Below are 13292 nucleotides of genomic sequence, written 5' to 3' on the forward strand. Positions count from 1 at the left end.
GAGGGCTGCACGATGACGGCCGAACTGGTCCGGGGGCAGAACCACCCCCTGTCCCGCACCCGGGTGGAGATCGGGATCGCGGCGGACACGCCGGTGCTCGCCCTGGTCGCCGCCTGCGACGACACCGGCCGGATGGCCGGCCCCGGCGGGCTCGCGCACCCCGGGGCCCCGGCCGCCCTGCCCGGGCTCGCCGCCCCGGCGGAGGCGGCCGCGGCGCACCGCTTCGCCGTCGACCTCGACGCCGTGGCGCCGTCCGTGCACCAGCTGCGCCTCGTCCTCGTGCTCCCGCCCGGCGGGCCCGCGCGCTTCGGCTCGGTCGCGGCCCCGCGGGTGGCCGTGGCCGAGCCGGGCGGCGCCGACCTCGCGGGGTTCGCACTGGCCGGCCTGGACGCCGAGGGCGCCGTCGTGGCCCTGGAGGTCTACCGCCGCCAGGGAGCCTGGAAGGTCCGCGCCGTGGGCCAGGGATACGCCGACGGCCTCCCCGCGCTCCTCACCGACGCCGGGCTCACCGCGCCGGCCGCCGCGGCCCTCGCCTCGGCGGCGCTGGCCGCGGCGGCGGGACCGGCCGGGGCGGGCGCCGCCGCGGCCGCCCGCGACGGCGCGGGGATCACCGCGGTGCCCGCCGCGGCGTCCGGCACGCACGCCCTCGCCGTCCCGCAGGAGACCCCGTCGGCCGGCACCGCCGCGGGCCCGGCGGGAGCAGACCCGGCGGGAGCTGCGCCGGATGCGGGCGGGCCGGCCACCGTGCCCGGCCCCGCCCCCGTCTCCGGAACCCCGTACGCGGGCACGCCCGGCCCGGCGCCCGCGGCGGACGGCCCGGGCGGGCCGCCCACCGTCGACTACGTCCACCCGCGCCGCCGCCGCAGCACCTCCGAGCCCCCCGAGCCCGCCCCGCAGGCCCCCGCCCCGGCGGCCCCCGGCGAGGCGCCCGTCCCCGTCGCCGGCGACGCGACCGGCTGGACCATGGAAGAGCGGCTCTACAACCAGGTCTGGGGCATGTTCGAGGACCTGGCCCGCGCCGTCGCCGCCTACCGCAGCGCCTGCGAGTTCGCCGACTCCCGGCTCGACCGCGAACTCGACGCCGCCCTGTCCGACCCGCGCCACCGCCTGGCCGGCGCCGACCACCCCGCCCGGGACGCCGCGCGCGCCCGGCGCAACGAGCTCGCCGCCCAGGCCCGCTCCGTCCTCGACCGCGACCTCGACCAGCTGGCCGCCGAGGCCGCCGTCGTCGAACCCGCCCTGCCCGCCGCGTACGCCCGCTGGGCCTCACCCGTCTGGCACGACACCCCCGCGGCCGGCCCCGACGAGGCCCCGATGGCTCTGCGCCTGGGCGACCTCCACCTGCCCGAACGCCCCGACCTGCGGATCCCCATGCTCGTCCGGCTCCCCCTGGAGCGCGGCCTGTGGATCGACAACGGCCGCACCGGCTCCGAGGCCGCGATGGCCACGGACACCGACCGGCTGCGCCGGGCCGCCATGGACATGGCCGTCGCGCACGCGGCGCGGCTGCTCGCGGTGCACCCGGCCGGGCGGTACTCCGTGCACGTCATCGACGCGGCCGGGGCCGGTGCCGCGTCCCTCGCGCCGCTGGTCCACGCCGGGGTGCTGGCCGGGCCGCCCGCCGCCGGGTCCGCGGGGGTCGCCGAGACCCTGGAGCGGCTCACCCGCCGGGTGGACCTCGTCCAGATGGCGGTGCGGGCCGGAGCCCCCGAAGAGCTCCCGCCCGACCTCGACACGGCCGAGCAGCTGCTGATCGTCCACGACTTCCCGCACGGCTTCGACGACCGCGCCGTGACCCGGCTCCGGTACCTCGCCGACGAGGGGCCGGCCGTCGGCGTGCACCTGCTGATGGTGGCCGACCGGGACGAGGCATCGGCCTACGGCCCGCTGCTGGACCCGCTGTGGCGCAAGCTGATGCGGCTCACGCCCGTCCCCGACGACCACCTCGCCGACCCGTGGGTGGGGCACGCCTGGACCTTCGAGCCGGACCTCCCGCCGGCCGGGAGCCTCGTCCTGGACCAGGCCGTGGAGCGGGCCGCGCGGGCCCGCCGCCATGCCCGTCCGTGACCATCGCTTGGTCTCCCCTTTACCTTTCTCCCCTCCGCCGGGTATCGTCGTCCGTGCGGAGGGGAGTACTCCTGCTTTCCGGCTACGGCGTTCCCGTCAGTACGGACCACCAGGTCCCGGGGCGTCGGCCCGCGGCCCCGGGGCCCGCGGGTGGAAGAGACCTCCGGCAGCGATGACGCCGACCTGTGTCGCTGACCTGTGTCCTGAGCCATCTGCCGGAGGCAAAGCAAAGTGGACGTCTCGACGACCCTCTGGGTCCTGACCATCGCCGGTCTGTCCCTCCTCATCGGCGCCGATTTCCTCATCGGCCGCAAACCGCACGACGTGTCCGTCAAGGAGGCGGGCATCTGGACGGTCGTCTGGATCGTCCTCGCCGTGCTCTTCGGCCTCGGCCTGCTGTTCTTCGGCAACGGCCAGGCCTCCCAGGAGTTCTTCGCCGGCTTCATCACCGAGAAGTCGCTGAGCGTCGACAACCTCTTCGTCTTCGTCCTGATCATGGCGAAGTTCTCCGTGCCGTCCCACCTCCAGCAGCGCGTGCTGCTCGTGGGCGTGCTGATCGCCCTGGTCCTGCGCGCGGTGTTCATCGCCGCCGGCGCCGCGATCATCGCCTCCTTCTCCTGGGTCTTCTACCTCTTCGGCGCCTTCCTGATCTTCACCGCCTGGAAGCTCATCCAGGAGGCGCGCGCCGACGAGGAGGAAGAGGAGTTCGAGGAGAACCGCCTGCTGAAGTCGATCGAGAAGAAGTTCGGCGTCGCCGACCGCTACCACGGCACCAAGCTCTCCGTCATCAGCAACGGCAAGCGCGTCCTGACCCCGCTGATGATCGTCATGCTCGCCATCGGCACCACCGACGTGCTCTTCGCCCTGGACTCGATCCCCGCGATCTTCGGGCTCACCCAGGACCCGTACATCGTCTTCACCGCCAACGCCTTCGCCCTGATGGGCCTGCGCCAGCTGTACTTCCTCATCGGCGGCCTGCTCAAGAAGCTGGTCCACCTCAGCTACGGCCTGTCGGTCATCCTCGGCTTCATCGGCGTCAAGCTCGTCCTGCACGCCCTGCACGAGTCCGGCGTGCACGTCCCGGAGATCTCCATCCCGGTCTCCCTGGGCGTCATCTGCGGCGTCCTGGTGATCACCACCATCACGAGCCTGATCGCCGCCCGGAAGCAGGAGGCCGCCGAGGCGGCCGCCCGCAAGGAGAGCGTCGAGGCCTGACCTGCGCCGGGCGGGAGTCCGGACCGGGAACGGAACCTACACGGGGGCGGCCGCTTCGGCCGCCCCCGCTTCCGTGCCCGCACCACTGCCGGGCCCCGCGGCCGGGCGGGTCTCCGGGAGCAGCGCGAAGCAGCCCAGGCTCACCACGGCGATCGCGGCGAGGTAGGCCGCCACGCCCCACGGCGGACCCGAGCCGTCCGCCAGCGCCGTCGCCACGATCGGGGTCAGCGCCCCGCCCAGCACCCCGCCCAGGTTGTAGCCGACGGCCGCCCCGGTGCAGCGGATCCGGGGCGCGTACAGCTCCGGCAGGTACGCGCCGATCACCGACAGCACCGTCCCGATCGACAGCAGCGCCAGCACGGCCCCCGCGGCCATGGCCGGCGGGCTCGCCGTGCCCAGCAGGGCCGCGTACGGGGCCATCCACAGCGCGCAGGCCGCACAGCCCGCCAGGCACATCGGGCGGCGGCCCCAGCGGTCGCCGAGGACCGCCGCGACCGGCGTCCACACCGTCATGACGGCGACCGCGAGCAGGATGCAGGCCAGCATCGTCGTCCGGTCCACCCCGAGGTGCTCGGTGCCGTACGCCAGGGACCAGGTGCTCACCCCGTAGAACACGGAGTACGCCGAGGCGAGTGCCCCGCCGGTCAGCAGGAGCAGCCGCCAGTGCCCGCGGAGCACCTCCGCGAGCGGGGCCTCGGCGCGGGAGCCCGTCTCGGCGAGCTCCCGGAACTGCGGGGTCTCCGTGATGGAGCGCCGCAGCCACAGCCCGGCCAGGACGAGCAGGCCGGCAGCCCAGAACGGCACCCGCCAGCCCCAGGAGGCGAACTGGGCCTCGGTCAGCAGGGCGGACAGCGCCAGCATCAGGCCGTTGGCGAGGAGGAAGCCCACCGACGGCCCGATCTGCGGGAAGCTCGCCCACAGCCCGCGCCGCTCGGGCGGCGCGTGCTCGACGGTCACCAGCACCGCGCCGCCCCACTCGCCGCCCAGGCCGAGGCCCTGCAGGAACCGCAGCACGAGCAGCAGGACGGGGGCGGCCAGGCCGATCGAGGCGTACGTGGGAACGAAGCCGACGGCGACGGTGGCCACGCCCGTCAGCAGCAGCGAGGCCAGCAGCACCGGCCGGCGGCCGTACCGGTCGCCGACGTGCCCGAACAGAGCCGAGCCGAGGGGGCGGGCGAGGAAGCCCACGGCGAACGTGCCGAACGCGGCGAGGGTCCCGGCGAGCGGGGAGAACGACGGGAAGTAGAGCGGCCCGAGGACGAGGGCCGCCGCCGTGCCGTAGACGAAGAAGTCGTAGAACTCGATGGCGGTGCCGGCGAGGGCCGCCGAGGCCAGCCGCGGCATCGAGGGGGTCCGGGGACGGCCGGACGCGGACGGGGAAGGGTCCTGTTGCATGGTGCAGCAGTTACCCCGCCGCGTCCGGCCCGGCCGTGCACACGGTCATCTTCGACCTGAACGAGTGCACCGCGCCCCGGCCGTGGCCGGGACCCGGCGCCCGGCGGGCCCGGGGGCTACCAGCCGCGCTCGCGCCACTCCGCGAGGTGCGGCCGCTCGGCGCCGAGCGTGGTGTCGTTGCCGTGGCCCGGGTACACCCAGGTCTCGTCCGGCAGCTGAGCGAAGAGCTTGCCCTCCACGTCGTCGATCAGGCTGGCGAAGGCGGCCGCGTCGCCGTGCGTATTGCCGACGCCGCCCGGGAAGAGGCAGTCCCCGGTGAAGACGTGCGGGTGCCCGTGCGGGTCGTCGTAGACGAGGGCGATCGACCCGGGGGTGTGCCCGACCAGGTGGCGGGCGGTCAGGGAGACCCGCCCCACCGTGACCGTGTCGCCGTCCCCGACGAGCACGTCGGTGGGCACCGGGATGCCCTCCGCGTCCAGGGCGCCCGCGTAGGTGCGGGCCCCGGTGGCGTCGACCACGGCCTGCAGGGCGCCCCAGTGGTCGCCGTGCCGGTGCGTGGTGACCACGGACGCGATGCCGTCGCCGCCGATCAGGCTGAGCAGCGTCTCCGGCTCGGCGGCCGCGTCGATCAGCAGCTGCTCGCCGGTGGACCGGCAGCGCAGCAGGTAGGCGTTGTTGTTCATGTCACCCACGGCGACCTTGGAGATCATCAGGTCCGCGAGTTCGTGCACGTCGGCGGGACCGCCGACCTTGACCGCTCCGCTGTACGTCATGGTTCCGATCCTAGAGCGGGGGGAGGGCCGGGAGGGGCCCGCCGGACACGGTCAGGGAGGCGCCCTTGTCGCCGCGGCCGGCGAGCCAGGCCAGGAGGGCCGCGGCCGGGCCGGAGACGGCGACGGCGGGCTCGCCCGCGGAGCCGGTCCGCCAGGTGCGCCCGTCGTCGGAGGCCAGGGCCGTGGGCGGCACCTCGGGGCGGCCGCTCCACCGGTCGGCGAGGAAGTCGATCTCGCGGGCGGTGAAGTCGGCGGGGAGGTCCTCCAGCTCGTAGCCGACGTCCAGGTCGACGTGGTGCAGCTCGACCTCGACGAGGCGGCGGAACGGCACGTTCGAGGCGAGGTCGGTGACGCCGCCCCGCAGCTCGACCGTACGGGACCAGTCCTGGTCGGCGGCGGTCTCCGCGAGGAACCCGGCGTGGCTGTCGCGCAGGTCGGCGAGCTGCTCCTCCACGGGGCGGCCGGAGCCGGCGGCGATGTCCGCGTCGCGGGCCTCGCCGCTCTCGTACATGGGGCGGCCGGCGAGGACGTTGACGAGGGCGTCGGCGTTGCGGGCGAGGTGGGCCAGCACATGGCCGCGGCTCCAGCCGGGAAGGTGTGACTCCCCGGCCAGGGCGGCGTTGTCCAGTTTCGCGACCGCGGTCAGCAGCCGGTCCGTGGCTTCACGTACAGATTGCAGGTCGTGCACATGATCGGTCATGGGGGCGAGCCTAGTGGCACGGTGCCCGGGGCCACACGAACGGGTGAAGCGGACGGCGGAGTGCCGTAAATCGAATGCGCGTGCTATACGCTCGGAAGTCCAGCCCGACTCCATTGCCGAGGCGCCCCCCATACCCTGGGACGGGGGCCCGTGCCCCCGCTCTCTCAAGAAAGGTGCGGACCGGCGTGACCGACCGACTCATCGTCCGTGGCGCTCGCGAGCACAACCTCAAGAACGTCTCGCTCGACCTGCCCCGCGACTCGCTCATCGTCTTCACCGGTCTGTCCGGGTCCGGCAAGTCCTCCCTGGCCTTCGACACGATCTTCGCCGAGGGACAGCGCCGCTACGTCGAGTCCCTCTCGTCGTACGCCCGCCAGTTCCTCGGGCAGATGGACAAGCCCGACGTGGACTTCATCGAGGGCCTCTCCCCGGCCGTCTCGATCGACCAGAAGTCGACCTCCCGCAACCCGCGCTCCACCGTGGGCACGATCACCGAGGTCTACGACTACCTGCGCCTGCTCTTCGCGCGCATCGGCAAGCCGCACTGCCCCGAGTGCCGCCGGCCGATCTCCCGGCAGTCGCCGCAGGCCATCGTCGACAAGGTGCTCGCCCTGCCCGAGGGTAGCCGCTTCCAGGTGCTCTCCCCGCTCGTGCGCGAGCGCAAGGGCGAGTTCGTCGACCTCTTCTCGGACCTCCAGACCAAGGGCTACAGCCGTGCCCGGGTCGACGGCACGACCGTCCAGCTCTCCGAGCCGCCGGTGCTGAAGAAGCAGGAGAAGCACACCATCGAGGTGGTCGTCGACCGCCTCACGGTGAAGGAGAGCGCCAAGCGCCGCCTCACCGACTCCGTCGAGACGGCCCTCGGGCTGTCCGGGGGCATGGTGATCCTCGACTTCGTCGACCTCCCGGAGGACGACCCCGAGCGCGAGCGGATGTTCTCGGAGCACCTGTACTGCCCGTACGACGACCTGTCCTTCGAGGAGCTGGAGCCGCGCTCCTTCTCCTTCAACTCGCCCTTCGGCGCCTGCCCCGAGTGCACCGGCATCGGCACCCGCATGGAGGTCGACCCGGAGCTGATCATCCCCGACGAGGAGAAGTCGCTCGACGAGGGCGCCGTCTCCCCGTGGTCGCTCGGCCACACCAAGGACTACTTCCAGCGGCTGGTGGGCGCCCTCGCCGACGAGCTGGGCTTCCGCACCGACATCCCGTGGGCCGGGCTGCCGCAGCGCGCGAAGAAGGCCCTGCTGTACGGGCACAAGACGCAGATCGAGGTCCGCTACCGCAACCGCTACGGGCGGGAGCGGGCGTACACGACCGCCTTCGAGGGCGCCGTGCCCTTCGTGCGGCGCCGGCACGCGGAGTCCGAGAGCGACGCGAGCCGCGAGCGCTTCGAGGGCTACATGCGCGAGGTGCCCTGCCCGACCTGCCGCGGGACCCGCCTCAAGCCGATCGTCCTCGCGGTGACGGTGATGGAGAAGTCCATCGCCGAGGTCGCCGCGATGTCGATCAGCGAGTGCGCCGACTTCCTCGGCCGCCTCCGGCTCGACGCCCGCGACAAGAAGATCGCCGAGCGGGTCCTGAAGGAGGTCAACGAGCGGCTCCGCTTCCTCGTCGACGTCGGCCTGGACTACCTCTCGCTGAACCGCGCCGCGGGCACCCTCTCCGGCGGCGAGGCGCAGCGCATCCGCCTGGCCACGCAGATCGGCTCCGGCCTGGTCGGCGTGCTGTACGTGCTGGACGAGCCCTCCATCGGCCTGCACCAGCGCGACAACCACCGGCTCATCGAGACGCTGGTCCGGCTCCGCGACATGGGCAACACCCTGATCGTCGTCGAGCACGACGAGGACACCATCAAGGTGGCCGACTGGGTCGTGGACATCGGCCCCGGCGCCGGCGAGCACGGCGGCAAGGTCGTGCACAGCGGCTCCCTGGCCGAGCTGCTGGAGAACGGCACCTCGATGACCGGCCAGTACCTGTCGGGCAAGAAGTCGATCCCCGTCCCGGAGATCCGCCGCCCCGTGAACGGCGACCGCAGGCTCACCGTGCACGGCGCGAAGGAGAACAACCTCCGCGACATCGACGTCTCCTTCCCGCTCGGGGTGCTGACGGCGGTCACCGGCGTGTCCGGCTCGGGCAAGTCGACCCTGGTCAACGACATCCTGTACACGCACCTGGCGCGCGAGCTGAACGGCGCCCGGTCGGTTCCGGGCCGGCACACCCGCGTCGACGGGGACGACCTCGTCGACAAGGTGGTGCACGTCGACCAGTCGCCCATCGGCCGCACGCCGCGGTCGAACCCGGCCACGTACACGGGCGTCTTCGACAACATCCGCAAGCTGTTCGCGGAGACGATGGAGGCGAAGGTGCGCGGCTACCTGCCGGGCCGCTTCTCCTTCAACGTCAAGGGCGGCCGCTGCGAGAACTGCTCCGGCGACGGCACGATCAAGATCGAGATGAACTTCCTGCCGGACGTCTACGTCCCGTGCGAGGTCTGCCACGGGGACCGCTACAACCGCGAGACGCTGGAGGTCCACTACAAGGGCAAGTCCATCGCGGAGGTCCTCAACATGCCGATCGAGGAGGCCCTCGGCTTCTTCGAGGCCGTCCCCACGATCTCCCGGCACCTGAAGACGCTGACGGAGGTCGGGCTCGGCTACGTCCGCCTCGGGCAGTCGGCGCCCACCCTGTCGGGCGGCGAGGCGCAGCGCGTGAAGCTGGCCTCCGAGCTGCAGAAGCGGTCGACGGGCCGGACGGTGTACGTCCTGGACGAGCCGACGACCGGCCTGCACTTCGAGGACATCTCGAAGCTGATCAAGGTGCTGTCGGGGCTGGTCGACAAGGGCAACTCGGTGATCGTCATCGAGCACAACCTCGACGTCATCAAGACCGCCGACTGGGTCATCGACATGGGCCCGGAGGGCGGCTACGGCGGCGGCATGGTCGTCGCCGAGGGCACGCCCGAGCAGGTGGCGTCCGTCGGCGCCAGCCACACCGGCAAGTTCCTGCGGGACATCCTGGGCGCGGACCGGATCTCGGACGCGGCGCCGTCCGCCGCCCCGGCGCGGAAGACGGCCGCGAAGAAGACCGCGGCCAGGAAGACGGCCGCCCCCGCCAAGAAGGCCGCGGCGAAGAAGGCGGCACCCAGGGCCCGCAAGGCGTAGCCGCGGCGCGCGGCATCCGCCGCGCCGCCCCGCCGAGGGGCCCGGCCGTCCGCACGGCCGGGCCCCTCGGCGCACGGGGCCTGGAGCGCCGCTCCCCGGCCCCCGGGAGCGCGGCGGCTGGTCTAGCGTGGAAGGAGTCCCCCGCAGTGCGCGGCCGCGGGCAGACGGCCCCTCTTCCGCACCTCCTCGTGCTCCTCTTCGCGCCGCCCGCCCGGTGTGCCGCCGCAGGATCGGCAGGTGAGCCATGACCGGCAACGCCGGCTCCGCCGGCACCCCACCCCACGACGTGGTCGTCGTCGGCGCGCGCTGCGCCGGCGCGCCGACCGCGATGCTCCTCGCCCGGCGCGGACACCGGGTCCTCCTCGTCGACCGGGCCACCTTCCCGAGCGACACCCTCTCCACCCACCTGATCCACCCGCCCGGACTGGCCGCACTTCAGCGGTGGGGGCTGCTGGACCGGATGGTCGCCACCGGATGCCCGCCCATCGACACCTACCTGTTCGACCTCGGGCCGATCAGCATCGCCGGATCACCGGCCGGCGAGGGCTTCGACGCCTCGTACGCCCCCCGCCGCACCGTCCTCGACAAGATCCTCGTCGACGCCGCGGCCGAGGCAGGCGCCGAGGTCGCCGAAGGGTTCACCGTCGACGAGCTGCTCTTCGACGGGGACACCGTGACGGGCGTCGCGGGACACGGCCGGGACGGCCCCGCCCGGCACCGCGCGCGGTTCACCGTCGGCGCGGACGGCCTCCACTCGTCCGTGGCCCGGGCCACCGGAGCCGAGGCCTACGCCGAGAAACCGAAGATCAACGTCTACTACTACACGTACTGGTCGGGCCTCCCGATGAACGGGGTCTTCGAGGCCTACGACCGCGGCGACCGGGCGTTCGCCGCCTGGCCCACCAACGACGGCCTCACGATGGTCATCTGCGGCTGGTCCATGCGCGACTTCGAGGCCAACCGCGACGACGTCGAGGGCAACTACCACGCGACGCTGGCCCGTGCCCCGGCGTTCGCCAAGCGGGTCGCGGGGGCCGCCCGCGCCGAGCGGTTCGTCGGCACGGCCGTCCCGAACTACTTCCGCAAGCCGTACGGCCCGGGCTGGGCCCTGGTCGGGGACGCCGGATACCTGCGGGACCCGATCACCGCCCAGGGCATCCAGGACTCCTTCCGGGACGCGGAGCGCTGCGCCGGCGCCCTCGACGACGTCCTCGCGGGGCGCAGGCCCTTCGAGGAGGCGATGCGGGCCGCCCAGGAGGCGCGGGACGCGCAGGTCGCCTCCATGTACGAGTTCACCGCCTCCTTCGCGCAGATGGAACCGCCGCCGCCCGAGATGCAGCAGCTGCTGGCGGCGGTGGCGCGGAGCCCGCGGGCGCGGGACGAGTTCGTCCGGGTGACGGCCGGCATGACGCCGCCCGAGGAGTTCTTCGGGCACATGGAGGAGCGGATGGCGCAGGAGGCGCCCGGCGTGCTGTGAGCCGGCCGAGGGCCGCTAACCGTCGCCGAGTTCGGCGGCGTACGGCGGCTCCGCGCCCGGCCTTGTGCAGGTGAGGGCCGCCGCGCGGGCGGCGTGGGCCAGTACGTCCGGCCAGTCCGGCGGGCCGCCGCCCGCGAGGCGGTGCAGCAGCGCCGCGCTGACGGTGTCGCCCGCCCCGATCGTGTCCGCGACGGCCACGGCCGGGGACGGCACCGAGTGCTCGGCGCCCTCCCGCGTCCGGACGGTCAGCCCCTTCGCCCCGCGGGTCAGCACCACCGCCGACGCCCCCGCCGCCAGCCAGTCGTCCACGCGCCCGCCCAGCCAGTCGGCGTCGTCCTCGGACAGCTTCAGCACGGACACCGACGGCAGCCAGCCCAGGAACCGGGCCCGGTACGCGGCCGGGTCCGCGATCAGCGCCGGCCGCACGTTGGGGTCCAGCAGCGTCAGCAGCCCGCGGGCCGCCTCCCGGCGCAGCAGCGCCTCGTACGCACTCGCGCCCGGCTCCAGCACCAGCGAGCAGGTGCCGACGGCCAGCGCCCGGGCCCCGGCCGGCAGCGCGTCGGGCAGGCGGAACAGCCGGTCGGCGGTGCCCTCCGCGTAGAAGCCGTACACGGCCGAGCCGTCCGCGCCGAGCGAGGGAACGGCCAGGGTGGTCGGCTCCGGCCCCCGCTGCACCAGCGAGACGTCGACGCCCGCGGCCCGCAGCCCGGCGAGGAGGCTCTCGCCGAACCCGTCGGTGGAGATCCGCGAGCAGAACGCCGCCCGCGCGCCGAGGCGGCCCAGCGCCACGGCGGTGTTGTACGGGCCCCCGCCCGGCCGCGGCAGCAGCGCACCCGGCGGCTGCGCCGCGGGCACCAGGTCGATCAGGGCTTCTCCACCGACGACGATCACGCGGGGGAAGGTATCCCATCGGCCGGGGGTATCGTCGGGTGGGCCCGGCCGGCCCTCCGCCGCCGCGGCCCCCGCCGTCCGTGCCACCCGGGAGATCCGCATGTCCGCGCCGCAGTCCGCCGCCCGCCGTACCGTCCTCAGGGGTGCGGCCGCGATCGTCGGGGCCGCCGGCGCCGGAGCGGCCGCCGGCGCCTGCTCCACCGAGACCAACAGCGGCTACGGCAGCCCTGCCGTCCCCACCGCGCCCGTCGAGCTCGGCGACGCGGCCGAGGTGCCCGTGGGCGGCGCGAAGCTGTACCGCGAGCGGAAGCTGATCGTCAGCTGCCCGGCGGAGGGGCAGTACAAGGCGTTCAGCGCGCAGTGCACGCACGCCGGCTGCGTCCTCGACAAGATCGTCCAGGGGGAGGGCAACTGCCCCTGCCACGGCAGCCGCTTCGATACCGCCACCGGCAAGCCGCTGCGCGGCCCGGCCACCGACCCGCTGCCCGAGGTGCCGGTCCGGGCCGAGGGCGGCAGGCTGATCGCGGGCTGAGCGCGGGCGCCCGCGCAGGCTCCCCGGCAGGTCAGGCCCAGTCCCAGGCGATGCCGAGGAGGCCGCGCCGCACCGCCGGCTCCACGATGTGCACGGCGCCGTGCCGGCCGCTCGGCGTGAGGTCGGCCAGGCCGCTGCGCGGCGCCGCCGGCCCGGACCGGGTGAAGCGCCGGCAGCGCACGGGCAGGGCTGCCTCGTCGAAGCGGACCTGGAGCACGTACTGCCCGCCGGTGTAGCTGAACCCGCGGACGTACTCGGTGCAGCGTGCCCCGGTGCCGTCCTCGAAGCCGTAGCCGAAGACGTACGTCTCCCCGGTGCGCAGCCGCCGCTCGAACAGCAGCTCCGCCACGAGGACCTCGGCCTCGCGGTGCCAGCGGATCCGCCCCGTCCGGCAGTTCTCGCCGGCCTGCACCCGCACGCGCGCCGGGTCGCAGCCGGGGTCGCCGTGGTGGACGGCGAGGTAGCGGTCCACCCCGTCCCGGTGGGCCCGTACGACGTGCTGCGAGTCGCGGCCGGCCAGCTCGCCGGCGGCGCCGATGCGCACCCGCTCCTGGTGGACCACGGTGTGCAGGCCCCCGTCGGACGGCAGCTCCAGCCCGGCCAGCAGCTCCTCCACGGCCGCGCCCACGCTGACCAGCGCCCGGTACGAGCGGGCCGGGGGCCGGGCCGTCCCGCCCGCCGCGGGCTCCGGCCCGGCGAGCAGCCGCAGCAGCGCGCCGCGCGGCAGGTCGAGGATCTGCTCCAGGGCGCGCACGGCCCGCAGCGACTCCGGGCGGCGGGGGCGGCGGGCGCCCTGCTGCCAGTAGCTCAGGCTGGTCACGCCGATCGTGATGCCGCGTGCGGCGAGCCGGTGCCGGACGCGGTGCAGCGGCAGGCCGCGGGCCGTCAGGGCGGCCCGCAGGGCCAGGTGGAACGGCCCGGTGTCCAGCAGGCGGGCCAGGTCGCCCGGGTCCCCGCCAGGGCCCGTCGGACCGTCCGGGGCGGGCCCGCCGGTGCGCTCCGAGGTCGGGGGCATGGGCGGCTCCTCCTGTGAACGTTCACACGCGGTGGGGCGGGAGGGCCCGCGGTGGCGCCCGGTGGC

10 protein-coding genes are annotated in these 13292 nt (G+C 74.5%); 5 read left to right on the forward strand and 5 right to left on the reverse strand.

Annotation, left to right across the window (positions count from 1 at the left end; translation table 11 throughout):
• Nucleotides 1-12: 12 nt before the first annotated feature.
• Both IE170_RS10165 and IE170_RS10170 read left to right on the forward strand, forming a co-directional pair.
• A complete protein-coding gene (locus IE170_RS10165) occupies nt 13-2067 on the forward strand; it encodes a TerD family protein (RefSeq protein WP_189808978.1) in 2055 nt (684 codons plus the stop codon).
• Between the two features lie 231 nt (nt 2068-2298).
• A complete protein-coding gene (locus IE170_RS10170) occupies nt 2299-3282 on the forward strand; it encodes a TerC/Alx family metal homeostasis membrane protein (RefSeq protein WP_189808979.1) in 984 nt (327 codons plus the stop codon).
• 36 nt (nt 3283-3318) lie between these two features.
• Here IE170_RS10170 and IE170_RS10175 read toward each other — a convergent pair whose 3' ends face one another.
• The 3 genes from IE170_RS10175 to IE170_RS10185 all read right to left on the reverse strand — a co-directional run bounded on the left by IE170_RS10175 (nt 3319) and on the right by IE170_RS10185 (nt 6150).
• Entirely contained in the window at nt 3319-4677 is a 1359-nt protein-coding gene (locus IE170_RS10175) for an MFS transporter (protein WP_373298967.1), read from the reverse strand.
• Between the two features lie 116 nt (nt 4678-4793).
• The gene (locus IE170_RS10180; RefSeq protein WP_189808980.1) at nt 4794-5450 is read right to left on the reverse strand and encodes an MBL fold metallo-hydrolase; all 657 of its coding nucleotides are present in this window, start codon (nt 5448-5450) and stop codon (nt 4794-4796) included.
• 10 nt (nt 5451-5460) lie between these two features.
• Nucleotides 5461-6150 (reverse strand): maleylpyruvate isomerase family mycothiol-dependent enzyme, encoded by a 690-nt coding sequence (locus IE170_RS10185; protein ID WP_189808981.1) that lies wholly within the window; start codon nt 6148-6150, stop codon nt 5461-5463.
• Nucleotides 6151-6335: 185 nt separating this feature from the next.
• Here IE170_RS10185 and uvrA point away from each other — a divergent pair, with 185 nt between their 5' ends.
• Together uvrA and IE170_RS10195 are read left to right on the forward strand one after the other, a co-directional pair.
• Nucleotides 6336-9311 (forward strand): excinuclease ABC subunit UvrA, encoded by a 2976-nt coding sequence (gene uvrA, locus IE170_RS10190; RefSeq protein ID WP_189808982.1) that lies wholly within the window; start codon nt 6336-6338, stop codon nt 9309-9311.
• 244 nt (nt 9312-9555) lie between these two features.
• Nucleotides 9556-10788 (forward strand): NAD(P)/FAD-dependent oxidoreductase, encoded by a 1233-nt coding sequence (locus tag IE170_RS10195; protein WP_189808983.1) that lies wholly within the window; start codon nt 9556-9558, stop codon nt 10786-10788.
• A 15-nt stretch (nt 10789-10803) separates the two neighbouring features.
• Here IE170_RS10195 and IE170_RS10200 read toward each other — a convergent pair whose 3' ends face one another.
• Nucleotides 10804-11679, reverse strand: coding sequence for a carbohydrate kinase family protein (locus IE170_RS10200; protein ID WP_189808984.1), 876 nt, complete (start codon nt 11677-11679; stop codon nt 10804-10806).
• Nucleotides 11680-11779: 100 nt separating this feature from the next.
• Between IE170_RS10200 and IE170_RS10205 the strand changes: the two genes are divergently transcribed.
• Nucleotides 11780-12211, forward strand: a complete 432-nt coding sequence (locus tag IE170_RS10205) for a Rieske (2Fe-2S) protein (RefSeq protein WP_189808985.1) — start codon at nt 11780-11782, stop codon at nt 12209-12211.
• 31 nt (nt 12212-12242) lie between these two features.
• Here IE170_RS10205 and IE170_RS10210 read toward each other — a convergent pair whose 3' ends face one another.
• Nucleotides 12243-13226, reverse strand: coding sequence for a hypothetical protein (locus IE170_RS10210; RefSeq protein ID WP_223856659.1), 984 nt, complete (start codon nt 13224-13226; stop codon nt 12243-12245).
• Nucleotides 13227-13292: the final 66 nt, after the last annotated feature.

The sequence above is a fragment of the Streptomyces toxytricini genome (assembly GCF_014649915.1).
Classification (GTDB): domain Bacteria; phylum Actinomycetota; class Actinomycetes; order Streptomycetales; family Streptomycetaceae; genus Streptomyces; species Streptomyces toxytricini.